General features: G+C 71.1%; 23 protein-coding genes, 2 tRNA genes and 1 pseudogene. 13 read left to right on the forward strand and 13 right to left on the reverse strand.

What is annotated here, in order from left to right; genetic code table 11:
* Positions 1-2: 2 nt before the first annotated feature.
* Positions 3-1,499 carry an MFS transporter gene (locus ESP57_RS05850; RefSeq protein WP_165877387.1) on the reverse strand — a complete coding sequence of 499 codons (1,497 nt, stop codon included), beginning with the start codon at positions 1,497-1,499 and terminating at the stop codon, positions 3-5.
* 111 nt (positions 1,500-1,610) lie between these two features.
* Here ESP57_RS05850 and ESP57_RS05855 point away from each other — a divergent pair, with 111 nt between their 5' ends.
* Both ESP57_RS05855 and surE read left to right on the forward strand, forming a co-directional pair.
* Positions 1,611-2,591: a 1-phosphofructokinase family hexose kinase gene (locus ESP57_RS05855; RefSeq protein ID WP_207904494.1), complete on the forward strand. Its 981-nt coding sequence runs from the start codon at positions 1,611-1,613 to the stop codon at positions 2,589-2,591.
* Positions 2,588-3,343, forward strand: a complete 756-nt coding sequence (gene surE, locus ESP57_RS05860) for a 5'/3'-nucleotidase SurE (RefSeq protein WP_129230906.1) — start codon at positions 2,588-2,590, stop codon at positions 3,341-3,343. Before ESP57_RS05855 ends, surE begins: the two co-directional genes overlap by 4 nt.
* Positions 3,344-3,429: 86 nt before the next feature.
* Here the strand turns inward: surE and ESP57_RS05865 are convergent.
* The 4 genes from ESP57_RS05865 to ESP57_RS05880 all read right to left on the reverse strand — a co-directional run bounded on the left by ESP57_RS05865 (position 3,430) and on the right by ESP57_RS05880 (position 6,225).
* Positions 3,430-3,502 (reverse strand) — tRNA-Ala (locus tag ESP57_RS05865).
* 62 nt (positions 3,503-3,564) lie between these two features.
* Entirely contained in the window at positions 3,565-4,608 is a 1,044-nt protein-coding gene (locus ESP57_RS05870) for a hypothetical protein (RefSeq protein ID WP_129230907.1), read from the reverse strand.
* A gap of 52 nt (positions 4,609-4,660) precedes the next feature.
* A complete protein-coding gene (locus ESP57_RS05875) occupies positions 4,661-5,323 on the reverse strand; it encodes a GNAT family N-acetyltransferase (protein WP_129230908.1) in 663 nt (220 codons plus the stop codon).
* A gap of 2 nt (positions 5,324-5,325) precedes the next feature.
* Entirely contained in the window at positions 5,326-6,225 is a 900-nt protein-coding gene (locus tag ESP57_RS05880) for a UTP--glucose-1-phosphate uridylyltransferase (RefSeq protein ID WP_056004797.1), read from the reverse strand.
* A 63-nt stretch (positions 6,226-6,288) separates the two neighbouring features.
* Here ESP57_RS05880 and ESP57_RS05885 point away from each other — a divergent pair, with 63 nt between their 5' ends.
* Both ESP57_RS05885 and ESP57_RS18875 read left to right on the forward strand, forming a co-directional pair.
* Entirely contained in the window at positions 6,289-6,867 is a 579-nt protein-coding gene (locus ESP57_RS05885; RefSeq protein ID WP_056004799.1) for a 5-formyltetrahydrofolate cyclo-ligase, read from the forward strand.
* A 42-nt stretch (positions 6,868-6,909) separates the two neighbouring features.
* Positions 6,910-7,050 (forward strand): annotated as a pseudogene (locus ESP57_RS18875) (FmdB family zinc ribbon protein); the annotation flags it as partial.
* Positions 7,051-7,064: 14 nt separating this feature from the next.
* Here the strand turns inward: ESP57_RS18875 and ESP57_RS18880 are convergent.
* The gene (locus ESP57_RS18880) at positions 7,065-7,307 is read right to left on the reverse strand and encodes a hypothetical protein (RefSeq protein WP_341539086.1); all 243 of its coding nucleotides are present in this window, start codon (positions 7,305-7,307) and stop codon (positions 7,065-7,067) included.
* Between the two features lie 48 nt (positions 7,308-7,355).
* Here ESP57_RS18880 and mscL point away from each other — a divergent pair, with 48 nt between their 5' ends.
* Complete coding sequence (mscL, locus tag ESP57_RS05895) at positions 7,356-7,778, forward strand: large conductance mechanosensitive channel protein MscL (protein WP_129230910.1); 423 nt, start codon at positions 7,356-7,358, stop codon at positions 7,776-7,778.
* Here mscL and ESP57_RS05900 read toward each other — a convergent pair whose 3' ends face one another.
* Both ESP57_RS05900 and ESP57_RS05905 read right to left on the reverse strand, forming a co-directional pair.
* Positions 7,779-7,988 carry a hypothetical protein gene (locus tag ESP57_RS05900; protein ID WP_056004805.1) on the reverse strand — a complete coding sequence of 70 codons (210 nt, stop codon included), beginning with the start codon at positions 7,986-7,988 and terminating at the stop codon, positions 7,779-7,781.
* A complete protein-coding gene (locus tag ESP57_RS05905; protein ID WP_424219363.1) occupies positions 7,985-11,758 on the reverse strand; it encodes an AAA family ATPase in 3,774 nt (1,257 codons plus the stop codon). Before ESP57_RS05905 ends, ESP57_RS05900 begins: the two co-directional genes overlap by 4 nt.
* 96 nt (positions 11,759-11,854) lie before the next feature.
* Between ESP57_RS05905 and ESP57_RS05910 the strand changes: the two genes are divergently transcribed.
* The 3 genes from ESP57_RS05910 to ESP57_RS05920 are packed head-to-tail and all read left to right on the forward strand — an operon-like array spanning position 11,855 to position 14,216.
* Entirely contained in the window at positions 11,855-13,576 is a 1,722-nt protein-coding gene (locus ESP57_RS05910; RefSeq protein ID WP_424219365.1) for an FAD-dependent oxidoreductase, read from the forward strand.
* 44 nt (positions 13,577-13,620) lie between these two features.
* Entirely contained in the window at positions 13,621-13,929 is a 309-nt protein-coding gene (locus tag ESP57_RS05915) for a rhodanese-like domain-containing protein (protein ID WP_056004812.1), read from the forward strand.
* Positions 13,926-14,216 (forward strand): metal-sensitive transcriptional regulator, encoded by a 291-nt coding sequence (locus ESP57_RS05920; protein ID WP_129230912.1) that lies wholly within the window; start codon positions 13,926-13,928, stop codon positions 14,214-14,216. Before ESP57_RS05915 ends, ESP57_RS05920 begins: the two co-directional genes overlap by 4 nt.
* 65 nt (positions 14,217-14,281) lie before the next feature.
* Here ESP57_RS05920 and ald read toward each other — a convergent pair whose 3' ends face one another.
* Entirely contained in the window at positions 14,282-15,379 is a 1,098-nt protein-coding gene (gene ald / locus ESP57_RS05925) for an alanine dehydrogenase (RefSeq protein ID WP_056004816.1), read from the reverse strand.
* A gap of 146 nt (positions 15,380-15,525) precedes the next feature.
* Between ald and ESP57_RS05930 the strand changes: the two genes are divergently transcribed.
* From ESP57_RS05930 to ESP57_RS05945, 4 genes are all read left to right on the forward strand, one after another.
* On the forward strand, positions 15,526-16,041 hold the full coding sequence (locus tag ESP57_RS05930; protein ID WP_056004818.1) for an Lrp/AsnC family transcriptional regulator: 516 nt from the start codon (positions 15,526-15,528) through the stop codon (positions 16,039-16,041).
* 79 nt (positions 16,042-16,120) lie between these two features.
* The gene (locus tag ESP57_RS05935) at positions 16,121-17,167 is read left to right on the forward strand and encodes an ATP-dependent DNA ligase (protein WP_165877388.1); all 1,047 of its coding nucleotides are present in this window, start codon (positions 16,121-16,123) and stop codon (positions 17,165-17,167) included.
* Positions 17,168-17,182: 15 nt separating this feature from the next.
* Positions 17,183-17,878 (forward strand): TMEM175 family protein, encoded by a 696-nt coding sequence (locus tag ESP57_RS05940; protein WP_165877389.1) that lies wholly within the window; start codon positions 17,183-17,185, stop codon positions 17,876-17,878.
* Between the two features lie 79 nt (positions 17,879-17,957).
* Positions 17,958-21,383, forward strand: a complete 3,426-nt coding sequence (locus ESP57_RS05945) for a DEAD/DEAH box helicase (protein ID WP_129230914.1) — start codon at positions 17,958-17,960, stop codon at positions 21,381-21,383.
* Between the two features lie 7 nt (positions 21,384-21,390).
* Here the strand turns inward: ESP57_RS05945 and ESP57_RS05950 are convergent.
* Positions 21,391-21,465: transfer RNA gene (locus ESP57_RS05950), tRNA-Arg, on the reverse strand.
* 246 nt (positions 21,466-21,711) lie between these two features.
* Between ESP57_RS05950 and ESP57_RS05955 the strand changes: the two genes are divergently transcribed.
* A complete protein-coding gene (locus ESP57_RS05955; protein WP_129230915.1) occupies positions 21,712-22,752 on the forward strand; it encodes a lactonase family protein in 1,041 nt (346 codons plus the stop codon).
* A 52-nt stretch (positions 22,753-22,804) separates the two neighbouring features.
* On the opposite strand, the gene ESP57_RS05960 is transcribed toward ESP57_RS05955, so the two are convergent.
* From ESP57_RS05960 to ESP57_RS05970, 3 genes are all read right to left on the reverse strand, one after another.
* Positions 22,805-23,776 (reverse strand): CHAP domain-containing protein, encoded by a 972-nt coding sequence (locus ESP57_RS05960; protein WP_129230916.1) that lies wholly within the window; start codon positions 23,774-23,776, stop codon positions 22,805-22,807.
* 102 nt (positions 23,777-23,878) lie between these two features.
* Complete coding sequence (locus tag ESP57_RS05965; protein ID WP_115962944.1) at positions 23,879-24,982, reverse strand: DUF998 domain-containing protein; 1,104 nt, start codon at positions 24,980-24,982, stop codon at positions 23,879-23,881.
* A 114-nt stretch (positions 24,983-25,096) separates the two neighbouring features.
* A complete protein-coding gene (locus ESP57_RS05970; protein WP_056004837.1) occupies positions 25,097-25,594 on the reverse strand; it encodes an HNH endonuclease in 498 nt (165 codons plus the stop codon).
* Positions 25,595-25,934 lie beyond the last annotated feature (340 nt).

Consider the following 25,934-nt stretch of genomic DNA (forward strand, 5'->3'; position numbering starts at 1 on the left):
GCTCAGTCCGCGTCCTCAGCGGGGGCATCGCCGAGCGCACTCCGCCGACGGCCGCGCTCCCCGAGGTCGAGCACGCCGATCCCGAAGGCGACGGCGACGAGCACGGCGACGGCGATCATCCCCATGGCGTACGCGTCGCGATAGACCGACAGGTCGGGCTCGCCGCTCGACTCGCGATAGATCGTGGAGTAGAAGAGCGAGAGCGTGATCGCCGTGCCGATCGCCGTGCCGATGCGCTGGCCGAGCTGCCCGACCGACCCGGCGAGACCGCCCTGCTTCACCGGGACGTCGGCGAGGGCGAGCGTCTGGTTGGGCGAGATGACGAAGCCACCGCCCGCGCCGCTGAAGATCATGGCGACCGCGATCGCCCACGGCGTCAGCTCGGGCGAGGTCGCGAACACGGCGAGCACCGAGAGACCGATGCCGACGAGCAGCAGCACGAGACCCCAGACGACGAGCGGACGGCCCACCCGGTTCACCAGGTTGCCGCCGACGTACGAGGTCACCGCGCTCACGAGCGCGAACCCGATCGTGACCATGCCCGCGTAGACCGCCGCGAGGCCGAGGCCGTGCTGCAGGTAGAGCGTCGTGAGCAGGAACATGGGCGGGAGTGCCGCGAAGTACACGCTCGAGAGCGCAGTGCCGTTGCGGTACGAGCTGACGCCGAAGAGCGCGAGCGGCACGAGCGGATGCCGCCCGCTCGCCGCGTAGCGCCGCTCCCACACGAGGAATGCGGTGAACGCGAACACGAAGATCACGAGCACCCACCACCTGGCGGGGTCGTCGTCGGGCGAGCCGGTCGTGAAGAGGAACGGCCACATGAGCGACACCACGCTGATGCCGAACAGCGTGATGCCGACGGGGTCGAGCGACAGGGGCTTGCCCGACGGATGCCGCGTCAGCGGGAGCAGCCAGATCGCCAGCACGATGGCCGCGAGCGCGAGCGGCACGTTGATCCAGAAGATGCCGCGCCATCCGTCTTCGGGGCCGCCGATCGCGATCATGAGCCCGCCGAGGGTCGGACCGAACGCGGTCGCGAGGCCGATGGTCGCTCCGAACAGTCCGAACGCCTTGCCGCGCTCCTTGCCGTGGAAGAGCTCCTGGATGAGGCCGAGGACCTGCGGCATCTGGATGCCGGCGGCAACGCCCTGCAGGAGCCGCGCGATGAGGAGCACCGTCGCATTCGGTGCGAGCGCGGCGATGCAGCTCGTGAGGGTGAAGAGGCTGAGGCCCACGATGAACAGCGTCTTGCGCGAGCGCTGGTCGCCGATGCGTCCGGCCGGCACGAGCGTCAGGCCGAAGGTGAGCACGTACCCCGCGACGATGAGCTGCAGCTCGGTCGAGCCCGCGTCGAACGCGTCCTCGATGGCGGGAAGCCCGACGTTGACCTTCGAGAGATCCATGATCGTGAGGCCCGCCACGGCCACGCACACCCAGTACGCGCGCCATCGGTGGGCGTCGGAGACGGGGATCGATCGGGTGGCCGGCGCGTCTGACATCCGTTCCACCATACGCCCGGGCGCGCCATGATAATCGCTCGCCGTGGCGAGGTGAACCCCGTGGCGGCCCGCCTCGGGCGGTCGTACCGTCGGAGTCGAGGAGGTGCTCGCATGCCGAAGGTGATGATCTTCGCCCCCTCACCCCTCTTGACGGTGACCATCGAGGGCGGCGCGAGGGGGACCGAACTGCACGTGCACGCCGGAGGCCAGGGCGTCTGGCAGTCGAAGATGCTTCGGACGCTCGGCGCGGAGGTCTCGATCTGCGGGGTCCTGACGGGTGAGTCCGGACGAGTCGTGCAGCACCTGCTCGAAGACGACGGGCTCACCGTGCACGCCGTGCACCGGGATGGTCGGGGCGGCGCCTACGTGCACGATCGCCGGAGCGGCGAGCGGGTCGAGGTCGTCGAGCTCGCAGGCGACCCGCTCTCACGGCACGAGCTCGACGAGTTGTACACGACGACGATCCGCGAGGCGATGTCGGCCGACCTCGTGCTGCTGAGCGGTCCCGCCGGAGACGGCGTGCTGCCCGACGATGTGTACCGCCGGCTCGCCTCCGACCTGACCGCGGCGGAGCGAACGGTCGTCGTCGACCTGGCCGGTGGCCGCCTCGCCGCGGCGCTCGAAGGCGGAGTCCGGCTCGCGAAGGTGAGCGAGACCGAGCTCGAAGCGGTGGATGCCTCCAGCAGCGCGTCCATGGCCGGTCTGATCGCTTCGGCCACCCGTCTCCGGGACGCCGGCGCACGGAGCGTCGTCGTGACCAGGGCCGGCCGACCCGCGGTGCTCATCGACGGCGATGAGGTGTCCACCGTGCATGCCCCGGTCATGGAGGCGGTCGACCCGAGCGGTGCAGGCGACTCGTTCACCGCCGCACTGGCGGCCTCGCTCGCCGAAGGCGACTCGCTGCACGGGGCCGTCGCCCTCGCCGCGGCAGCCGGTGCGCTCAACGTCACCCGGCATGGCCTCGGCACCGGCGATGCCGAGGCGATCCGCCGCCTGAGCACGCAGGTCGAGATCATCCGCGCCGATCGCGAAGCCCATGCGCAGCTCTCCCCCGACGAACTCGCCGGCCGGCTCGAGGTGGACGAGCGATGAGCGCCCTCCTCGTCACCAACGACGACGGCATCGACTCGCCGGGCCTGCACGCACTCGCCGCCGTGGCGATCGAGGAGGGCCTCGAGGTCGTCGTCGCGGCGCCGTCGACGCAGTCGAGCGGCAGCAGCGCGTCGATCACCGGTGCCGAGGCGGACGGCCGCATCCACATGGAGCCACGCACCATCGCAGGCCTCGAGATCCCCTGCTTCGCCGTGCGCGCGGCGCCGGCACTCATCGCGCTGATCGCGTCGCACGGTGCGTTCGGCTCGGCTCCCGATCTCGTGCTCTCAGGAGTGAATCGCGGCGCCAACATCGGCCGGGCGATCCTGCATTCCGGCACGGTCGGGGCAGCACTCACCGCCGGGGCCAACGGTGCACGCGGACTGGCCGTCTCGCTCGACGTCGGCATGGATCCCGACACCTGTCACTGGGCGGCGGCGGCCGAAGCTGCGCGAGCGCTCCTCCGAGGTGTGCTGGACGCACCGCCCGGCACGGTGCTGAACCTCAACGTGCCGAACGCCGCCGATGCGGGCAGCCGACCGCTTCGTGCTGCGACCCTCGCCCCGTTCGGCATCGTGCAGACGACGGCCGCCGAGCACGGCGAGGGCGAGGTGCGGCTGACCGTCGCCGACCTGACCGGCGAACAGGATCCCCGGAGTGACGCGGCCCTGCTGGTCGCAGGTCACCCGACGCTCACCTCGATCACCGGAATCGGCGAGACGGCACCGCCGTCCGGGATCTCGGTCGAGTGAGCAGAGGTTCGTCGACGCAGACCCGAAACGTTGACACAGCCCCGAGAACGAGAAATGCCCCGCCTGACGGCGGGGCATTCTCTCGGTGGACCCTAGGAGATTCGAACTCCTGACCTCCTCGATGCGAACGAGGCGCGCTACCAGCTGCGCCAAGGGCCCGAGCGAGAAAAAGCTTATCATCCCGCAGTTGGTGGTTCAGACCATCCGCACCGCTCGGCCGGTCAACCGGCTTGGCGCCGCCGTCGCAGCACGGCGTCGAGGTCGTCGAATCCCGGCTGCGCCTCGTCGATGATGCCCATGCGCGCGTACGGGCTGACGGGCGTGTCGTCGCGTACCGAGGGCGTCGCCGTCGCACGAGCACCGGATGCCGCGGCGTGCGCCGCCGGCGCGATGACGGGCAGCTCGGGTTCGAGCTCCGCAGCACGTCGCGCGATGTCGTCGCCGACCTCTGCGCGCTTGAGTTCCGCAGCGGCATCGATGGACGCCATCGCCATCGCGGCGATCGTTCCCCGCGAGAGGTGCAGCGGCCGGGGAAGCGGCTGGGGCACCCAGCCGTCGACCTGCGATTCGGGCTCGACGAGGTCGATGGGCTCGAACGGTTGCGCCTCGACGACGGCCACGGGCGGGGCGGCGACGCGAACCGCGGGGCGCACACGCGCGAGTCGAACGAGACCGGAGACGGCGAGGGCGATGCCGAGCGCACCGACCACGGGCACGATGAGCGACCCGCCGAGCGCGGCCGCGATGCCGCCGCCGACGACCGTGAGCAGTGAGACGAGCAGCACGAGCGAGCAGAGGGCGCGGCCGCGGCGCAGTCGTTTGCGTGCCAGGGCGCTGGCCGCAGGACGCGCCACGGGGGCGGGCGCCGCCGGGTCGACCGGGGCGATGATGGCGATCGGCTCGGTCGCCGCTGCGGCGGCCGCGAGCACGACGCCCACGCGGAGCCGCGCGGCATCGACGGCGCCTTCGGCAGCCCAGCGCTCCGCGAGCGCCTCCCGTTCCTCGGCCTCGGCCGTCAGCCGGGCCGTCGCCTCGCGCTGCTGCAGGATGCGCTGCTGCGCCGCGACCTCGCGAGCCGTCGCCTCGACCCTCACGGCCTCGGGCGTCTCGGCGGTCTCAGCCAGGATGCGGAGGGTCTGCTGGAGCCGTACCGCGTTGCGTTCGGTGGCCAGGTACTGGCGCCGACGGAGCCAGTTCGGCAGGAGGTACGCGATCCACAGCGCGGCCGCCACAGCCACGAGCAGTCCCCCACCGATCACGTCCATGGGACAACGCTAGGTCACTGCATGCCTTCGGACGTACTCGCCGCCCGCGTGTTCACCGATCGGGCAGCCGCAGCGGCCGAGCGGATGCCTCGCGGTCGGCATCGCTCACCCGCGCGAGCCCCTCGGGCACGAGCCCGTCGCGCCACCGGCGGAGCACTCCGCGCGGCACCTCCTCCGCCACGAGGGCGAATGCGAAGTGGTCGCTCCAGATGCCGTTGATGTGGATGAATCGACGCCGCAGCCCCTCGTAGCGGAAGCCGAGCTTCTCGACCACGCGCAGCGACGGCCCGTTCTCGGGACGGATGCAGATCTCCATGCGATGCAGCCTCAAGGTGCCGAAGCAGTAGTCGGTGGCGAGGGCGACGGCCGTCGGGGTGATGCCCCGCCCCGCGACATCCTGTGCGACCCAGTAGCCGATCGTCGCAGACGACAGCGACCCGTACGCGATCGATGAGACGTTCAGCTGCCCGACCAGCTGCCCTTCGACCTCGACGACGAACGGGAGCGCATGCCCGGTGCGGGCGTGCGCCAGCAGGTTGCGGATGCTCCCGCGCGTGTCGATGATCGAGCCGCCGCCCGGGTACGTCGCCTCCCACTGCCGGAGCCACCCGCGATTCGCGATCAGGACGCGCTCGAGTGGCTTGGCGTCGCGGACGCGGATGGGTCGCAGCGTGACGTCACCGTCTCGCAGGGTGGGCACGGCGACTGCGGGCATTCTCAGACTGTATCGAGTCCTGCCGCGTACTCGATGAGCCACGGGCGGAGATCCGGCCCGAGGTCGTCGCGATCGGCGGCGAGCTGGATGACCGCCTTGATGTAGTCGAGCTTGTCGCCCGTGTCGTACCGGCGCCCCCGGAAGACGACGCCGTACACGCCGCCGGTGCCCTCGACGTCGCCCGCCATGGTCATGAGCGCGTCGGTCAGCTGGATCTCCCCGCCCTTGCCGGGAGGCGTCTGCTCGAGGATGCCGAAGACCTCGGGCTTCAGCACGTAGCGGCCGATGACCGCGTAGTTCGACGGTGCGACGTCTTTCGCCGGCTTCTCGACGAGGCCGGTGACGCGCACGACGTCGGGGTCGTCGGTCGCCTCGACCGCTGCGGCGCCGTAGAGGTGGATGGAGTCGGGATCGACCTCGAGGAGCGCGACGATCGAGGCGTCCCGCGCCACCTGCTCGTCGAGCATGCGCGTCAGGAGGGGGTCGCGGGCGTCGATGATGTCGTCGCCGAGGAGCACGGCGAACGGCTGGTCGCCGACGTGCATGTGGGCACGCAGGACCGCGTGTCCGAGGCCGAGCGGGTCGCCCTGGCGCACGTAGTGCATGTCGGCGAGGTCGGTCGACTCGGTGACCTTCGCGAGCTTGACCGTGTCGCCCTTGGCCTCGAGGGTCGCCTCGAGTTCGGCGACGCGGTCGAAGTGGTTCTCGAGGGCGTTCTTGTTCCGCCCGGTCACCATCAGCACGTCGGTGAGGCCGGCCTCGACGGCCTCTTCGACGACGTACTGGATGGCCGGCCGGTCGACGACCGGGAGCATCTCCTTCGGCATCGCCTTCGTCGCGGGCAGGAAGCGAGTGCCGAGCCCTGCAGCGGGAATGACGGCCTTCGTGATCCGTTGAGTCATGCGACTCAGCGTACCCGTCGCCCCTCTGAGGCGTTCCGGCCGCATCGTCCTAGGATGTGTGGCATGCCCGACGATCCGGATGTGGACAAGCGGATCCTCCGCGCCGAGTTGCGAGAGCGACGCCGCAACATGCCGGCTCACGAGCGCGAACTCGCGACCGAGGGCTTCACCGCCCGGCTCGAGGAGCTGATCGGCTCGACGCAGGCGGAATCGATCTCCTGCTACCTCTCGATGCCGACCGAACCGAACACCCGGCCCTTCGTGAACTGGGCCGAGGCGCGCGGCATCCGCGTGCTGTTCCCGGTGACACGCGAAGACGGCCTGCTCGACTGGACGGTCGGCGAGGAGGAGACCGAGACGCTCGGCCTCCACGGCACGCCAGAGGCGGTCGGCGAGCTGCTCGGGCCGATGGCGATCAACGACGTCGATCTCATCATCGTGCCGGCCGCCGCCATCGACGCGACGGGCATGCGCCTCGGCTGGGGCAGGGGCTATTTCGACAAGACCCTCGGATCGATGGGAAAATGTCCTCCGGTGTACGCCGTGGTCTTCGACAGCGAGTTCGTCGAGACCGTGCCGCGTGAGGTCCACGACCAGCCCGTGAACGGCATCGTGACGCCCACGCGCATCATCGCGTTCTGACCGGCGAACCGCCGTCGAAAACCCGAAATCGGAAGAAGCTCCATGCCCACGTACTCCTACCGTTGCACCGAGTGCGACAACGCCTTCGACATCCACCAGGCATTCACCGACGACACGCTCACGGTCTGCGAGGTGTGCGGCGGCAAGCTGCGCAAGCTCTTCAACACGATCGGCGTGACCTTCAACGGCTCCGGCTTCTACCGCACCGATTCCCGCAACGGCGGCTCGGGCTCCTCGGGTTCCGGTTCCGGTTCCGGTTCGTCATCGGGCTCGTCGAGCTCGTCGAGCTCGAGCTCGAGCTCGAGCTCGTCGAGCTCGAGTTCATCGAGCTCGGGTTCGTCGAGCTCCTCCGGCGGGTCGTCGGGGTCCGGTTCCTCCACGTCGTCGGGCGGCTCCTCGTCGAAGTGACCGTCGGCTAGCGTGGTGGCCGTCGAAACCACGACACCCGGATCCGAGCACTCGGATCCCCCATCGACGAAGGGCGAGCCGTGATCAAGGGCTTCAAGGAATTCATCATGCGGGGCAACGTCATCGACCTCGCCGTCGCGGTGGTCATCGGCGCCGCATTCACCTCGGTCGTGAACGCGATCGTCGAAGGGCTCATCAATCCCCTGATCAGCCTGCTCTTCAAGGCCGACAGCCTCGACGACCTCACCTTCAAGCTCGGCCCCGCGACGTTCGCCTACGGATCGATCATCGGGGCGATCATCTCGTTCCTCGCCGTCGCCGCCGTCGTCTACTTCGTGTTCGTCATGCCGATGAACCACTTCAAGGAGCGGGCGGAGGCCAAGCGCAAGGCGGGCCGGCCCGACCCCGAGGAGCCTGAGACCGAGCTCACCGTGCTCGCGCAGATCCGCGACCTGCTCGCCGAGCGCAGCACCGACGCCGGCACTGGCGCGCATCGCGAGTGATCAGGTCTGCTTCCAGTGCGGGGGCCGGTCGCGGGTCAGGCGTTCGTCGTCGGATGTCCCGGGGCCGGCCTTCCCCGTGCGCGGCTCAGGGGCTTCGAGCCGGTCGACCGGCACTTCGGGTGACGGATCGGAACCGGGCGCAGGCGTGAGCCTCGCGCGGCGCGCCCGCCCGGTGGCGCGTTCGACCCGCTGACGCGGTTCCTCGGTCATCGGCGTTCGGCCGCGACATCCGCCGTTCGCTCGGCGTCCGGCCTCCCGAGCAGTGACGCGACCCGCGAGGCGACCGCCTCGGGATTCCCGAAGAGCTCGAAGCTGTGCACGCGCAGGTAGTGCCAGCCGAGACGGCGCAGCACGTCGGGGCGCAGGCGAAGCGATTCGCGAAGGCTGAGGCCGGCGAGTGCGTCATCGGTCTCGACGACGACCGCCTTGCCGGCGTTCGCGGCGGCGAGCGCGAGGCGTCCGCGGTGGCCGACGCTGACCCGCACGCCGCGGCGCTCGAGCCGCGCGGCGAGGTCGTGCAGCATCGAGGGGGCTTCCCCGGTCGCGCTGGGTCCGGCCGCGCGCTCCTCGGTCTGCGTGAGCACGTTGGCGAGGGCGAGCACGCCGTGGCTCTGGCGGTCCTCGTCGATGTCCTCGGGGCGGAACGCCGAGACGACGTCCATCGAGCGCCGTGCGCGGGTCATGCCGACGGCGAGGAGCCGGTCGCCACCTGGCTCGCCGAGCGATCCGAAGTTCGAGAGCAGCCGGCCGTGCGGGGTGCGCCCGTACCCCACCGAGAAGATCACCCGGTCGCGGCTCTGCGCGACGGCCTGCTCGAGGGTGAGCACCGTGAACGGCTCGGCACGGTCCTTCAGGATGAAGTCGGAGAGATCGGTACGCTTCGCGAACGCCGCGAGCACCGCCTGGTGCACGCGTGCGGCATGCTTCGTGCTCGCGGTGATGACCATGAGGGACTCGCGAGGGCGCTTGACCGCGTGCTCCATGACGAGCTCGACCACCTTCGCGACCTCGGAGTCGATCGACTCGACGGTGCCGGTGACGGTGTCGGGCAGGCCGTTGCCCGAGACGTAGTGCAGGCCGAGGCTGCCGTGGCCGAGGAAGCTCCCCGCCCACGGCAGCGAGACGATGCGCCCGGCGTAGAAGCGGTTGTTCACGAGCTCGGCGAGGTCTTCGCCGCCCGCCCGGTAGCTGCGGGTCAGGGTGAGGGTCGGCAGGAGCTCACCGAGCCGGGCCAGCGCCGAGTCGGCGTGCAGGGCGTCGACGCCGTGCTCGGTCGACGACGTACGAGGCTGTTCGACGTCGTCGAGGCCGGTCTCGAAGAGGGTCGGCGTCTGGGTGACCGGGTCGCCGAATGCGACGACCTGCTTCGCGCGGCGGATCGCACCGAGGTTCTCGGCGATGCTCGTGGCGCCGGCATCGACGAGGATCACCGTGTCGAAGCCTATCGAGTCGTCGATCGCGGCGACGTCGTACGGTGAGGCGAGCCAGATCGGAGCGAGGGCGCGGAAGAGATGGGGCGTCTCCGCCTGCAGCGTCGCCGGACGCACCCGGTCGCCGCGGAGCATCCGCTTCAGTCGCCCGGCCTCGTCGGCGTGGTCGACGAGGGCCACCTTCCAGTTCTCGGCGAGCCGCCAGGCGAGGAGCGGGCCGGCGGCGGAGGCGTGGGCCTCGTCGACGAGTCGGAAGTCGCCCTCGAGGCGGTCGAGCACCGAGGTGTTGGCACCGAGCAGCGCCTTCTCGTTCGCGAGCACCGATTCCAGCACCGACTGCCACCAGGCGAGCTCGAGTTCCGCCGCGACCGCGCGCTCGGGCACGTGCCGCTTGGCGAGGTCGAGCAGCAGCGGGTCGAGGCCGAGGTCGCGCAGGCGCCCGAGCACCGCCGTGCGCTCCTGCAGGTTCGTCAGCACCTCGGACTCGGCGGCGAGCCCTTCGAGCGCCGACGTGAGTTCCCGAATCGGGCGGGAGGCGAGCTGGCGAGAGGTGCCGACGACACCGAGCGGCGCGTCGAGCGCCCCGAGGTCGGCGACGACCTGCTGGTATGCGACGTGCACGTCGTCGATGCCGACGGGAACGCCGGGGATCGCACCGGCATCCGAGTACCGCTGCCAGAGCGTGCGCTGCTGCTGGATGCCGCGGAGCGCCGAGTTGAGGTCGGAGACGTGCACGCCGGGGCGCACGAACTCGAGTGCGTGCCGCCGCAGACGCCGACGGTTCGCACCGGACATGCCGGGCGAGTCGCGCCGTGACGAGGTCGCCGCGATGAGCTCTCCGAGCGGCCGGTCGAAGACCGAGGGCTGGAAGCGGTCGAGCGTCTCGCGCACGTCGAGCAGCAGTCGGAGGAAGACGCCGAGCTCGGCGACCGACTCGAACTCGCGCAGGCGGGTCTGCGCGATGAGCGCTCGGCCACGGTCGAGCAGTCGCGGCAGGTCGCTGCGCGAGAGTCGCTTCGCGAGCTCGTGCGCACCCGTCGCCTCTTCGGAGGAGGTGAACGAGGCGCCGTACCAGGGCGAGTCTCCGGGACCGTAGCGGAACTCGCCGAGCGAGGCGGCTCGGGCGAGATCGCCGGCGACCTCGTCACGACGGTCGGCGACTGCCACGAGCGCGGCATGGTCGAGGCGCGCCGTCGTCGACGGGGGGCTCGGCACGAGCGCGAGGCTCGCGAGCTCGCCCAGCGCGTCGAGCACCGAGACGTGCAGCTCGGGGTCCTTGCGGGTGAGCGCGGAGCGGTAGTCGAGCAACACCTTGCGCAGGCGCACGAGCGCGTCGTCGACGTCGGCGACCCTCGGCCGCTCCGCCTTCTCGTTGCGCGAGATCGACTGGATCAGTTCACGACGGAGTCCGGCCGTGGTGACGGCCGCGCCGCCGAGCCCGACCTGCCCGAGGCGGTGCGCGATGCCGTCGAGGCTCGCTCGCCGCGCGCCGACGACGAGCACGCGCTTGTCCTTGGCGACGAGCGCCCCGATCGCGTTGACGATGGTCTGCGTGCCGCCGGTGCCGGGCAGCGTCTTCACGACGACCGAGGTGCCAGCCTCGATCTCGGCGACCGCCTGTTCCTGCTCGGGGTCGGCGTCGAGGAGGAGCGTGTCGGTCGAGGGCGGGCGCGCGTCCTGCGAGACCGCGCGCACGCGCTCCCCTGTGGCGGCGACGACCGACGCGCGCGACGCGGGGTTGCCGGCGATCGCGTCGATGACGGGGTGCTCGAGCTTCGCGGCATCCGCTGCCATCTCGGGGCCGACTTCGGCGAACGAGGAGACGACGAGGCGCGGCGCGACGTGGAACCAGGGCAGGTGGCTCGTGAGGCCGCGAAGCCGGTCGATGACGGGCTGCGGCTTGAACACGCCGTTCGTGATCGCGAGCGCCACGAACGCGTCGGCGTCGAGCGTGATCTGGAACTGCTCGCGGAGCTCGCGGGCGAGCGCCGGGTTCAGGAACGGCTGCCCCTTGAGCTTCAGCTCGAAGTCGCGGCCGTAGCGACGGATCGCGAGCGGACGCAGGAGGACCGGGGCCAGGAACTCCTCGCCGGCGTTGCGCCACGAGGCGAGGCCGATCGCGAGGTGCACCGACTCGATGCCGCGCACCGAGCGCAGTTCGATGCCCTTCTGCGTGATCTCGGCTGCGGCGAGCCGCGCGTTCCTGAGGGCCAGCTCGTCGCGGATGAGGCTCGAGAGCAGGGTCGACTTGCCGGTGATGAACTGGGGCAGGCCGCCGGGGTGCGTCGTGGAGAGTTCGATGCGTGTGTGAGGCGTGTCGACGAAGCGGGCGAGCGGCGAGCGTCCGCCGACGGCGGCGAGCTCGGCGTTCCAGCGCCGCCAGGCGGGTTCGGCGACGTTGCCCGCGACCAGGTCGGGGTCGCCGAGGCTCAATCCGTCGGGGCTCGTGATGTCGTGTCGCATGTGTTCCGGGGTGAGGTCGTCGGCGGCAGCATCGATCTCGGGGTCGAGGATGTCCTCCTCGTCGTGATTCCGATCGAGCCGCCGCACACGGACACCATACGTGGAATCACGCGGAATCCTCGGAGCATCGCCGCATCCGGAGCGCTTTCGATACCCCCAGGGTATTGTGCTAGCGTCGCCCGGGTGAGTCCAGCACTGCCCGAGCGCCCTGCCGCCGCCGTCGAATCGCCCGCCACCGCCCCGCGCACGACCGTCATCATCGGCGGTGTCGCGGGTGGCATGTCCGCGGCGACGCGCTTGCGCCGGCTCGACGAGGAGCGCGAGATCATCGTGCTCGAACGCAGCAGCGAGGTCTCCTTCGCCAACTGCGGGCTGCCCTACCACGTGTCGGGCGTGATCGCCGATCGGGAGGCACTCTCGCTGCAGAGCCCCGAGCGCCTCGCCGCGCGGTTCCGCATCGACGCCCGGGTGCGGCACGAGGCCGTGGCAATCGATCGCGCGGCGAAGACCGTGACGGTGCGCCGCCTCGACGACGGCGCGACGGCGGAGATCGGCTACGACGAGCTCGTGCTCTCCCCCGGCGCGGCACCACGTCGGCTCGCGAATGCCGCCGCCGACGCGCCGGTGCGCACCCTCCGCACGCTCGACGACCTCGACCGGATCTTGACCGACCTCGACGACGTGCCGCCCGCCGGCTCCGTCGTGGTCGTCGGCGGCGGCTTCATCGGCATCGAGATGGCCGACAACCTGCACCGGCGGGGACTCGACGTCGCCCTCGTGCAGCGCGGCACCCATCTCCTCGCCGAGCTCGACGAGGAGATGGCCTCGCCCATCGCCGACCACCTGCTCGGTCTCGGCGTCGACGTGCGCCTCGGCGGGGCCGTCGCCGCGGTCGGCGTCGACCACGTGCTGCTCGACGACGGCGGCCGGCTGCCCGCGGCACTCGTGATCGCCGCGATCGGCGTCACCCCCGAGGCATCCCTCGCCGCCGATGCCGGGCTCGAGCTCGGCGCGAGCGGAGGCATCGCGGTCGACGCCTTCCACCGCACGAGCGACCCGTCGATCTTCGCGATCGGCGACGCAGCGGAGAAGCGGGAAGCGATCGACGGCAGCGGAACGCTCGCGACCCTCGCCGGGCTCGCGAACCGCCACGGCCGCGCCGTCGCCGACGCGATCGCCGGAGGCGCCACGCCGGCACGTCCCGCACTCGGCACGTCGATCGTCGATGCCGCCGGCCTCACCGCGGCGAGCGTCGGCTGGTCGGAGCGCGTCGCCCGCCGGCGCGGTCGCGAGGTCCGCGTCATCCACACCCACCCGTTCTCGCACGCGAGCTACTACCCCGGCGCGGTGCCGCTCTCGATGAAGCTCGTGGTCGACGCCCATGACGACCGCATCCTCGGCGCACAGGTGGTCGGCACCGACGGCGTCGACAAGCGCATCGACGTCATCGCCACCGCGATGAGCGTCGGGCTCGCGGCATCCGCCCTCGCCGATCTCGAACTCGCCTACGCGCCGCAGTACGGCTCGGCGAAGGACCCGATCAACATGCTCGGCTACGTCGCGCGCAACCTCGCGAGCGGTGAGGACCGCGTCATCCAGTGGCACGAACTCGACCGGGAGCTCGCGGCGGGAGCGGTGCTCGTCGATGTGCGGGCCGAGGCCCAGCTCGCCGAAGGGCGTATCCCGGGCGCCCAGTGGATCCCGGTGGAGTCGCTCCGAGAGCGCCACGCGGAGTTCACCGGCCGGCGGATCGTCGTGCAGTGCCGCGTCGGACAGGGCGCGCACACGGCGGCCCGCCTGCTCTCCGAGCTCGGCCACGACGTCGTGAACCTCGACGGCGGCTACCTCACCTGGCGCGACGGCCGACGCGCGCGCGCCCTCGCCGAACTGCCGCTCGCGGCCTGATCCGTCCAGCCTGCACCCAGCCCGAACCGAAACAGGAGCCCCAGATGCGATCCACCACCCCGAACGACGTCCACGCGATCGCCGACGCCGTCATCCTCGATGTGCGCGAACCCGGCGAACTCGCCCAGGCCCGCATCGAGGGCACGCTCGACATCCCGCTCGGCGAGCTCGTCGAGCGAGTCGAAGAGGTGCCGAGCGACACGACCGTCTACGTGCTCTGCCACGTGGGCGGTCGGAGCGCCCAGGCCGTGCAGTACCTGGAGAGCCGCGGCGTCGACGCGGTGAACATCGACGGCGGCATCGTGGCGTGGCACCGGGCGGGGCTGCCCGTCACGCTCGGCGGCGCGTCATGACGTCGACAGAATCGAAGGCCGCCGCGCAGCGCCGCATCGCCAATCGCCTCAAGCGCGCGAGGGGTCAGCTGAACGCCGTCATCGACGCCGTGGAGTCGGGAGCCGACTGCCGCACGGTCGTCACCCAGCTTTCAGCAGTGTCGAGCGCGCTCGACAAGGCCGGCTTCGCGGTCATCTCCACGGCCATGCGCGAGTGCCTCGCCGAGCCCGACGAGCCGCAGACGACGGATGCCTCGGGCCGCCTCAGCGTCGACGAACTCGAGAAGCTCTTCCTCACGCTCTCCTGAGCCGGTCGGCCGACCGACCGAGCCGCCGCGGCGGATGCCTGAGGCACCGCCGCGGCGTGGCCCGATCAGATCGAGGCGAGCTCGAGCCCGTGCGCGGCGGCGACGCCCTCGTTCGTGAGCTTGCCGGCGGTCGCGTTCAGGCCCTTGGCGAGCGCGGGGTCCGCGGCGAGCGCGGCCTCCCAGCCGAGGTCGGCGATCTTCAGCGTGTACGGCAGCGTCGCGTTCGTGAGCGCCGGTGTCGACGTCGCGGGCACGGCGCCCGGCATGTTGGCGACGCAGTAGTAGATGGCGTCGTGCACGCGGAAGGTCGGTTCGGCGTGCGTGGTCGGGCGCGAGCCCTCGAAGCATCCGCCCTGGTCGATCGCGATGTCGACGAGCACGGAGCCCGGCTTCATGGCCGCCACCATCGCGTCGCTGACGACCTTCGGCGCGGCGGCGCCCGGCACGAGCACGGCGCCGACGACGAGGTCGGCGTCCTTCAGCTGGCGCGCGATCTCGTACGGCGATGAGGCGAGCGTGTGGATGCGGTGGTCGTAGCGCGCGTCGATCTCGCGCAGCTTCGGCAGCGAGATGTCGAAGACGGTGACGTCGGCGCCGAGGCCCAGCGCGGTCGCCGCGGCCTGCTCGCCCGCGACGCCGCCGCCGATGACGACGACCTTGGCGGGCGAGGTGCCCGGCACGCCCGCGAGCAGCACGCCGCGGCCGCCCTTCGAGGCGAGCAGCTCGGCAGCGCCGACCTGGGGGGCGAGACGACCCGCGACCTCGCTCATGGGGGTGAGCAGCGGCAGCGAGCGGTCGGCGAGCTGCACCGTCTCGTAGGCGATCGCGGTGACGCCCGAGTCGAGGATCGCCCGGGTCAGCGGCAGGTCGGCCGCGAGGTGGAGGTAGGTGAAGAGCGTGAGGTCGTCGCGGAGGAAGCCGTACTCGGCCGCGATCGGCTCCTTGACCTTCAGCACGAGTTCGGCCGACCACGCCTCGTCGGCAGTCGCCACGATCGTCGCGCCGGCCTCGGCGTACTCGGCGTCGGCGTAGCCGGCACCGGTGCCTGCACCCGCCTGGATGGCGACCTCGTGGCCGCGGGTCGCGAGCGCGTGCACGCCCGCGGGCGTCATCGCGACGCGGAACTCGTTGTTCTTGATCTCTGCAGGCACGCCGATGCGCATGGGGTTTGCTCCGTTGCTGTGTTTCGAATGTCGTGGTGACAAGTGGCATTATTCTCGCCGCTTATTCGCCACGCCGACAGGTCGACCGCACAGAATTCGATAGAATCGCGACATCCGCTGCACTCATTCGAATCAAGGATGTCTCGATGCCCGATGCACCGCAGATCAGCGCACCCGGCGCTGAGCCCACGCCCGTCGTGCTCGACGCGATCGACCGCCAGATCATCGCCCGACTGCACGAGAACGCGCGCATCCCGAACGTGGACCTCGCCCGTGCCGTCGGCGTCTCCCCCTCGACCTGCCTCGCCCGCGTGCGCTCGCTCCGTGAACGCGGCGTCATCGTGCGCTACACCGCCGAGATCGATCCCGCGGCGCTCGGCTACCACCTCCAGGCGCTCGTGAGCGTGCGCATCCGGCCCGGTGCCCGACACCTCATGGAGCAGATCTCCGACGAGCTCCGCACGCAACCCGAGGTCTCGCAGCTCTTCTTCCTCGGCGGCTCGGAGGACTTCCTCATCCATGTGCGCGTGCGCGACAGCGAGCACGTGCGCCAGTTCGTGCTGAAGAACCTCTCGGCGAACCCGGCGGTCGCCCTCACCGAGACGAACCTCGTCTTCGAGCACCACACGGCGCTGTCGGCGGGGCTCCGCGCGGTCATCTGAGGCTCGCGCGGGCGGCCGCGTCGCGAGCGGATGCCGCGAACCCTCGCCAGCCGGCCCGACCCGCCCTATCGTGGACGGCATGGCGCCCAACGAGATCGTCGCCCCCATGCTCGCGAAGGCCGTGCCCGGCGTGCCCGATCCCGACTCGGTCGAGGGCGGCCTCGCCTACGAGCCGAAGTGGGACGGATTCCGCGGCATCGTGTCGTTCGACGGTCACGACGTCGAGATCGGCAGCCGCGGTGCGAAACCGCTCACCCGCTACTTCCCAGAGCTCGTCGAGGCGTTCGCACGCCTGCTGCCGGCGCCCTGCGTGCTCGACGGCGAGATCGTCATCTCGACCGCCCGCACGGGGCAGGCGCGCCTCGACTGGGAGGCGCTCTCGCAGCGCATCCACCCGGCCGCGAGCCGGGTCGAGCTCCTGGCACGCGAGACCCCCGCGATGTTCGTGGCGTTCGACCTCATCGAGGCCGACGGCGTCTCCCTGCTCGACCGGCCGTTCTCCGAGCGCCGCGCCGCGCTCGAACGACTCGTCGGCGGCATCGGCGACCCGATCCGGCTGACCCGCATCACGACCGATGTCGCGCTCGCGCGGCGGTGGCTCGAGGAGTTCGAGGGAGCCGGCCTCGACGGGGTCGTGGCGAAGCCGCTCGCCGCGCCGTACTCTCCCGGGAAGCGCGTGATGCTGAAGGCGAAGCACCATCGCACCGCCGACGTCGTCGCGCTGGGCTACCGCATCCACGCTTCGGGCAACGGCGTCGGCTCGATCCTCCTCGGGCTGTACGACGACGAGGGGCGCCTCCGGAACGTCGGCGGCATGTCGGCGTTCAGCAACGCCCGGCGGCTCGAGCTCATCGACGAGCTCGAGCCTTATGTCGTTCGCGACGACGACGGCGGGATGGTCACGGGCGAGACGGACCGCAGTCGCTTCTCGTCGGGCCGCGACGTGTCGTTCGTGCAGTTGCGACCGGAGCTCGTCGCCGAGGTCCGCTACGACCAGCTCGAGGGCGACCGGTTCCGCCACACCGCGCAGTTCGAGCGGTGGCGACCCGACCGCGAGCCGCGCTCGTGCACCTTCGAGCAGATCGAGCGACCGGTGGCGTACGACCTCGACGACGTGCTCGGCTGAGGCGGCGGCATCCTCGTGACCACGGCCACTGGCACCGCTCACCGCTACGAACGCGAGAGCGTCGAGTTCGCGCGCACCTTCGCCTTCCTCGACGCCGTGTATGCGATCGCCCTCACGCTGCTCGTCGTCAACATCGATCCGCCCGAGGCATCCGCCTGGCGGAACCTGTCGACGCTGCTCGCGAGCGGGCTCGGGTGGCAGCTCCTCGGATTCGGCATCAGCTTCGCGGTGATCGCCGTGTTCTGGCGTACGAACCACCGCATCGTCGCGGGCTTCAGCGCGATCACGCCGTCGACCATCACCGCGAACCTCGTCGCGATCGCCTTCGTCGTGCTGATCCCCTTCTCGACGCAGGGCGTCAGCGACGTCGAGCTGGCCGACGAGCCGCTCACCGTGACGGTCTACGCGCTGAACATCAGCGCCGCCGTGCTGGCGCAGGCGGCGGTCTTCTTCGTTGCGCGCCACGACGGCGTGCTCCGCGACCCGTTGCCGCGACGTGCGGACACCGTGAAATTCATCGACACGCTCACGACGCCGATCGTCTTCCTCGCCTCCATTCCGGTCGCCTACCTCGTGGGCACCGACTGGGCGCGGTACACGTGGGCGCTCCTCATCGTCATCGGACCGCTCAGCGGACGCTGGGCGGCCCGGCGCATCGCCCGCATCCGGGCATCGGCGGCGTCGCACCCCGCCGGCCGGGACGTCGACTGACCTGCTCGTCGGCTCCCCTCGGCCGTGCACGCGGACGAGCGCGTCAATTCGGACCCTCGCGGGGTGCGACGATTGAAGGATGCCCGTCGACACGTACCCGTTCGTGGAGGAGCTCGCGATCGCGAGGTTCGTCGGTCCGTTGAACCTGAGCCGCGGCCGCACCGCCGAGCGCGCCGGGGCGGTCGTCTCGTTGAACTGGGATCCCGCCCATTTCCGGCTGAGCGCCGACGTGCGCGGCACGGCGCCCGACCCGTACCGTTCGACCGTCAGGCTCGACCTCGGCATGCCGGGGCGGGCGACGATCCTCGCGGGCTCGTGCACGTGCCCGGTGGGGCGCAACTGCAAGCACGTCGCGGCGACCCTGATCGCCTCGGCCGAGCGCCACAAGCGAGAGCAGGCCGAGGCCGTCGACAGCGAGACCCGCGATGCGGCGAGCGCGGCGGCGAGCGGATGGCGCGGCGAACTGGCAGCGCTCGCCGGCACCGCGCACGGGTCCGACGGGCCGGCGGATGACTCGGCCGTCCGCCAACCGCTCGCGCTCCAGTTCGAGCTGCGCGAGCGCGTCTCCCGCAAGGCGAGTGCCCGCCAGACCGCCCGCGACGAACCCGCGTCGTCGGCGGCATCCGTCGACCGCCTCGCCGTTCGCCCGGTCACGCGCGGCACCCGCGGCGGCTGGATCAAGGGCAGCCTCACGTGGCAGAACGTCGGATTCCAGGGCCGCGCCGGCGGGTTCGACCCGGCGCAGGCGCGGTGGTTCGCCGAGTTCTCGCTGCTGAAGGGCACGAGGCACTCCGCGTTCGCCGAGTACGGCTCGGCGTGGATCTCGCTCGACGAGTACGAGAGCCGCACCCTGTGGGCGCTGCTCGAGGCGGCACCGCGACTCGGCATCGCCCTCGTCGGCGGCACTGCGCGCACGGTGATCGACATCGCGAAGCCGGCGGTGATCGGGCTCGACGCCCGCCACGCACCGGCCGCGCCCGGCGACGGACAGGGGTCCGGGGCGCACGCGATCCCGACCGCGGCACCGGGGGCTGACGCCGCGCCGGCTCTCGAGACCGGTACCGACCTCGTGCTGACTCCATCGGTCACCGTCGGCGGCCGCAGCTACCCGACCGAGCTCGTGCGGCTCATCGGCGACCACGGCGTCTACGCATTCGACTTCGCCGCCGGCACGATCACGCTCGCTCCCCTCGCCGCGCCGCTCACGACGGCCGGCCGCGCCGCCGTGCGCCGACGTTCGCCCATCATCGTTCCCGCCGCCGAGATCCCGACCTTCGTCGAGGAGCAGTACGCACCCCTCGCACGGTCGCTCCGCCTCGCGAGCGGCGACGGCAGCTTCCCGCTGCCGGAGTTGCCGCTCGCGACGCTCGTGGCCACGATGCGCCACGAGCCGAACCACGTCGTGCGCCTCGAGTGGCAGTGGGAGGCCGACGGCGGCCGCCGGCTCACGCTCGACGCCCCAGATGCCGAGTTCCATGATCCCGAACGGGAGCGGCTCGTCGCGACATCCGCTGCCGCCCTGCTCGCCGGCGACCCCGCCGGGCTGCCGGCTGTCACGCCCGGCACCGAGCCGCGGCTGCGCCCCGAGGCGGAGCTGCGCGGGCTCGCGAGCGCCGAGTTCACCGCGAGGCTCCTGCCGCGACTGCAGGAGCTCGACCGGCTCCGCGTCGATGTCGTCGGCGACCCGCCCGCGTACCGCGAGCTCGTCGAGGCGCCGACGCTCACCGTCACGACGGTCGAGAGCGACCGCACCGACTGGTTCGACCTCGGCGTCGTCGTCACGGTCGAGGGCAAGAAGGTGCCGTTCGGGCCGCTGTTCAGTGCGCTCGCGAAGGGCCGGGCGAAGCTCCTCCTCATCGACGGCAGCTACCTCTCGCTCAAGCAGCCGGTGTTCGATCCGCTGCGCGAGCTCATCGAGGAGGCCGGGTCGCTCCGCGAGTGGGAGGCCGGCCTCACCATCAGCCGCTACCAGACGAGTCTCTGGGCGGAGTTCGAGGACCTCGCCGACCAGTCGGAGACGGCCGTGGCCTGGCGCGACACCGTCGCCGGGCTGCATGCGGCCGACGGCGTCGAGGACGTCGCCCCGCCGGCCGGGCTCGCGATGGAGCTCCGTCCGTACCAGCTCGCCGGGTTCCGCTGGCTCGCGTTCCTGCACCGGCACGGTCTCGGCGGCATCCTCGCCGACGACATGGGTCTCGGCAAGACCGCGCAGACGCTCGCACTCATCGCGCACGCCGCCGAGACCGCGCCCGAAGGCGAGCGGCGCCCGTTCCTCGTCGTGGCGCCCACCTCGGTCGTCTCGAACTGGGCGGCGGAGGCCGCGCGCTTCGTGCCGGGCCTGCGCGTCGAGACCGTCACCGCCACGCGGGCGGCCAGCGGCACCCGACTCTCGGATGTCGCGGCGCGCGCCGACATCGTCGTGACGAGCTACGCGATCCTCCGTCTCGACGCCCCGGAGTTCGCCGGCCTCGACTGGGCCGGGCTCGTGCTCGACGAGGCGCAGTTCGTGAAGAACCACTCGTCGAAGGCGAACGCGGCGGCCCGCGACATCCGTGCGCCGTTCCGCCTCGCCGTCACCGGCACGCCCGTCGAGAACAACCTGATGGAGCTGTGGGCGCTGCTGAAGATCGTCGCGCCCGGGCTCTTCCCCTCGGCCCGCGGCTTCGCGGAGCGGTTCGCCAGGCCGATCGAGAACGACCACCACGCCGAGCGACTGGCGACCCTGCGCCGGCGCATCCGGCCGTTCATGCTGCGCCGCACGAAGGACGTCGTCGCGCCCGAACTGCCGCCGAAGCAGGAGCAGGTGCTGACCGTGCAGCTCGACCCCGAGCACCAGCGGGTCTACGACGCGTTCCTGCAGCTCGAGCGGCAGAAGCTGCTCGGCCTCATCGACGACCTCGATCGCAACCGGTTCACCGTGTTCCGCTCGCTCACGCTGCTGCGCATGCTGAGCCTGCACGCCGCGCTCATCGACCCCGAGCAGTACGCAGAGGTGCCGTCGGCGAAGCTCGACGCCCTCTTCGACCAGCTCGACGAGGTGGTCGCCGAGGGGCACCGCGCGCTCGTCTTCAGCCAGTTCACGTCGTTCCTGCAGATCGCGGCCGCACGGCTGGATGCAGCGGGAGTGCCCTACGCCTACCTCGACGGCTCGACCACTCGGCGCGGCGACGTCATCGCGAAGTTCCGCGAAGGCGATGCTCCCGTGTTCCTGATCAGCCTGAAGGCGGGCGGCTTCGGGCTGAATCTCACCGAGGCCGACTACGTGTTCCTCCTCGACCCCTGGTGGAACCCCGCGAGCGAGGCGCAGGCCGTCGACCGCGCGCACCGCATCGGCCAGTCGAAGTCGGTGAACGTCTACCGCATGGTCGCCGAGGGCACGATCGAGGAGAAGGTCATGGCGCTGAAGGCCCGCAAGGCGAAGCTCGTCTCGTCGCTCATGGACGACGGCGAGCTCTTCAGCGAGACCCTCACCGCCGACGACATCAGAGGGCTGCTCGGCAGCTGACGCGATCTGGTGCCCCTGGAGGGACTCGAACCCCCAACCTGCTCCTTAGGACGGAGTTGCTCTTCCATTGAGCTACAGAGGCTGGCCGCATCAGAGTCTACCCGGAGCGCGGCAGCGTGTTCTGCGGCACCGTCGAGGAGCCGACGTGAGGAGATCAGCGATTCTGAGGTCCGATCGCGGCCCGATCATCCTCGGGATCGCCGATCTCCTCGGAATTGCGGGAGCTCCGCCGGGATGAGGGTTGGGCGGCATCACGCACGCCGCGCGGTAGCGTGTTCTGCGGCGCGCGAGCGCCGGCGACAGCGGCGGTGCCGCGGAACGGGGCGGCATGAGCGAGTCGACGAGCACGAGGTTCTGGGTGGGCGCGTCGACGGTCGGTGCGCTCGGCACGGCGGCACGAGGCATCCGCTCGCTCGACCTTGCCGCCGACGGCACCGCGACCCTCGGCGACCCCGTCGACGTCGGCCCGAACCCAATGTTCCTCGCGGTCTCCCCCGCCACCGGCGTGCTCGGCATCGTCCACGAGCTCGCCGACGGCCTCGTCTCGACGTGGACGTTCGAGGGCGACGCCGTCACGCCCTTCGGACTGGTCGGCTCGACCGGGGCGGCCGACCCCTGCCACCTCGCCTTCGACGAGGCCGGCGGCCTCATCTTCGCGGCGAACTACTCGGGCGCGAGGGTCTCGGTGCATCATGCAGCCCCGGATGTCCCGGCCGACGCCGCCCTGACCGCCGACTTCACCGGAGCCGGCCCGAACCACGAGCGTCAGGAGTCGTCGCACCCGCATCAGGCCGTCGTCGACTCGGCACGCGATCAGCTGCTGGTGCCCGACCTCGGTTCCGACCGGGTGCGCGTGCTCGCGCTCGACGCGCTTCCCGAGGCGTTCGACCACGACGGGTCACGCGACATCGTCGTGCACGCCGGTGCGGGCCCCCGCCACCTCGTGATCGCCGGCGACCTCGCGATCACCGCCAACGAGCTCGATCGCACGGCGAGCGTCATCGATCTCGCGGAGGGCCGCGAAATCGCGTGGTTCCCGATCGGCGACGACGTCGAGCCGCGGGGCCTCGGCTGCTCGGCGATCCGGTTGACGCGCGGCGGCATCGTGCTCATCGGGGATCGCGACGCCGACGCGCTGCGCGGCCTGCGCCTCGACGTCGAGGCACGCACGCTCGAACTCGTCGCGACGGTCGCGACCGGCGGGCGCCACCCGCGCGATCTCGAACTGACGCACGACGAGCGGTTCGCACTCGTCGCCGACCAGGGCTCGGACTCGATCGCCGTCATCGCGCTCGACCCGATCGGCATTCCGACGCGCGTCGCCGGCGTCGTCGAGACGCCGGCACCGGCCTGTCTCGCGCGGGTCTGACTCCGCGGTCTCGAGACGCCGCCCTCCGAGCCGGCGGCCGCGCCGCCCGGGCTCAGCCGGGCGGGTAGAGGTACAGGGCGGACCCCGCCGGGATGGTGCGGCGGTGGTACGAGTGGTCGGAGTTCTGGTTGTACTCCTCGATGTTGACACTGCCGTCGGCGTTGATCGACTGCACGTACGCCACGTGGTTGTACGGGAACCAGGCGACCGCGCCGATGACGGGCTCGCTCGACGTGGGCCACCCCTTGCTCGCCCAGGCATCGGCCCACGCGTAGGCGCTGCCTGAGGCGAGGTTCGACCAGTCCCACTTCCAGGGGGCGCTCGTGACGCCGGCATCGCGGTTCATGCGCCAGGCCACGAAGTCGACGCACTCGCGGTAGTAGTACCGCAGCGGCGACAGGCCTCCGCCGAAGTCGTCGGGGGTCTGGTCCCACCAGGGGTAGTCGTCGCCCTCGGCCTTGACCGTGTATATCGCGTAGCTGCCCGAGCCCCGCGAGGCGAGGTTGGCCGCCCAGGCCGCCTTGTCCTTCGCCTCCTGGTCGAGGCGCGCGGCTTCGATCTCCGCCTTCGTCTCGACGGCGTAGGCCTCGCTCGACAGCGGGGCACCGCTCACGAGCGACGAGACCTCGACATCTTGCGCCTCGGCCCTCGAGAGGCTGAAGGTACCGGATGCCCCGAACGTCTCGCCGCCCGGCATGAACGCGTACGCGGGCAACGCCACGGTGCCGACGATCGCCGGAACGACGAGCATCGTCGAGAAGACGCGGAACGGGCCGTTGCGGCGTGCGGCCCCGCGAGGCGCCCTGGCGACGACGGCGGCGACATCCGATGCGCCGGCCGGGCTGGAGGCGCTCGCCGGGCCCGCCGGTGCGGATGCCTCGGATGCCGCGGCATCCGTACGACCCTTGGCCCGCTTGGAGCGTCGTCGCTCTGCTGGAGCATTGCCTCGTGCGCGACCTCGGTCGGCCGATCGACGCGAGGAGCGCGGGCGCTCCGATGCGTCGTTCGTCTCGTCACCGTTCAACAGTTGGACCTCCGGGCACCGCTCCGAGGCCGCAGTGCAGCCCGGGAACGGAGTGGCTTCTCGGGTGCCGGCGACCTCGAGGGACGCCGGACTCGTTTCACCTTAGGGCACGGCCTGCGTCTTTGTCACGATCAGTCCGTCATCGTGCGCGTCGCCGTCGGCCTGCTCGACCGCACCGGTGTTGCGGAGGAACACGATGACCCAACTGAAGACCAGGACGGCGACGATCAGTTCGACCGCGGTCAGGTTGTAGTACCCGCTGATGAAGAAGGCGGCGAGCACCACGATGATGCCGACGTAGACGTAGCCGAGCACGACGAACACCCTCGGCATCGTCGGGAGCAGCGCGTGGAGGCTCAGGACCATCACCACGTACACGATCGCCATGCCGGTGGCCGCGAGATTGTGCGCGCCGAGGTACTCGTCGACCGGGAAGATGCCGACGCACGCGAGCAGGATCCCGATCACGACGAGGCCGAGGCGCACGAGGTTGCGGCCCCGCCGCTCCGAGACGCTGTCGGCCGGAAGGAACGCGGTCGCGTAGTGCGCGATGGTCGTCACCATCACCCCCGCGATGATGAGCGTCAGGTTGAAGGCGAGTGCCGAGAGGTCGTCGCTCATGCCGAGCGTGCTGAGGTTCTTCTGCCACCAGAGCGGATCGGTCGCGCTCAGCATGCTGGCGAGCGCCCCCACCGCCAGGAACATGGCGAGCACGAGGGAGAGCAGCATGGGCGTGAGGTTCACCGCCGACAGGTACGCCATGTACGCGGAGAGCGCCATCGCGACCCCGCCGAGGACGGCGGCCGGGAACCCGTAGACGAGGGCGCCGACGAAGCTCTGGCTGAGGAGCGATGCCAGCCCGGTCCACGCGAGGAGTGCGATCACGCCGAGCGCGAGCGCCAGCGCCGCGACGTCGAACCAGTGCAGGCGCCGCCGGTACCCCGGCGCCGTGCGTGCGCGCGAGCGCCGCACCGCGCAGCCGAACACGAACGCGACGATGGCGGAGACGGCACCGCCGACCGCGGCGAAGATGCCGATCGATCCCCGGCCCGCGATCGGCACGTCCTGATCCCAGAACACGAACAGGCCGACGAGCGCCCCGACCACGAAGGCGGCCGCGCCCACGAGCAGCGCCGACGACTCCTTGGCCTCAGCGGACCGTGACGGATGCCGCAGCATCCCTGCGAGAGATGGCGAATCGGACATTCGGATCCTCCTGCACTTCCGCAACAGCGGAGCCGAAATGTGCTCCCGTTCGGCAGCGTAGACCCGCGGTGCCCCTGAGGGAAGGATTCGCGGCCAGCGCGCCTCGCGCCCCGGTCAGGCCGCCGTCACGAGGTACTCGTCCCACTGCGGCAGCGGCCGCTCGAACCCGCGCGCCACCCAATTGCGTCCGCTCGGCCGGCCGGGCGTGAACCGGAGTTCCCAGCCCATCTCGGCCGGCGTGCGATCGCTCTTCGTGTTGTTGCAGCGCAGGCAGCAGGCGACGAGGTTCTCCCACGTGTCACGACCGCCTCGCGAGCGTGGAAGCACGTGGTCGATCGTGGCTGCCGGGCGGGCGCAGTACGCGCAGGCGTGGTCGTCGCGGCGGAGCACGCCCCGACGGCTCACCGGCGCTTGGTTGACGCGTGGAGCGCGGACGTAGCGGGTGAGCAGGATGACGCTCGGCCGCTGCCACGATCCGCTCGCGGCGCAGACGGGATTGCCCACGTCGTGCTGGATGACGGTGGCCTTGTGATTCATGACGAGGAGCAGCGCCCGCTTGAAGGAGACGACGGCGAGCGGCTCATAGCCCGCATTGAGCACGAGGGTGCGCATGGAGTGCCTTTCGATCGGTGCTGGATGGCTTCCAGCCGCGTGAACGGATCGGCGGTCCGAGAGGACGTCGGGCGGTGGCGGGCAGCGCCGGCGCGCCGTGGCTCGAGGGCCCCTGAAAACAGAGAACGGGCACCGTCGTGATGACAGTGCCCGTCGAGGCCTCGGCCCGGTTCGTGCTCGTTCGACTGCTGCGCCGTTGGTCGAAGAGCGCGCGCGCATCCGTGGAATGGATGCTGCACGACTTCACCATCGGCTTCCCCTGCCCGGTTTCTCGGATCGTCAGGGTCTCAGGTTAGAACACGAATGGCGCGCCGGGAACTTCCGGCGCGCCATCCACGCG

The organism is Agromyces fucosus (genome assembly GCF_004134865.1).
GTDB classification, from domain to species: domain Bacteria; phylum Actinomycetota; class Actinomycetes; order Actinomycetales; family Microbacteriaceae; genus Agromyces; species Agromyces fucosus.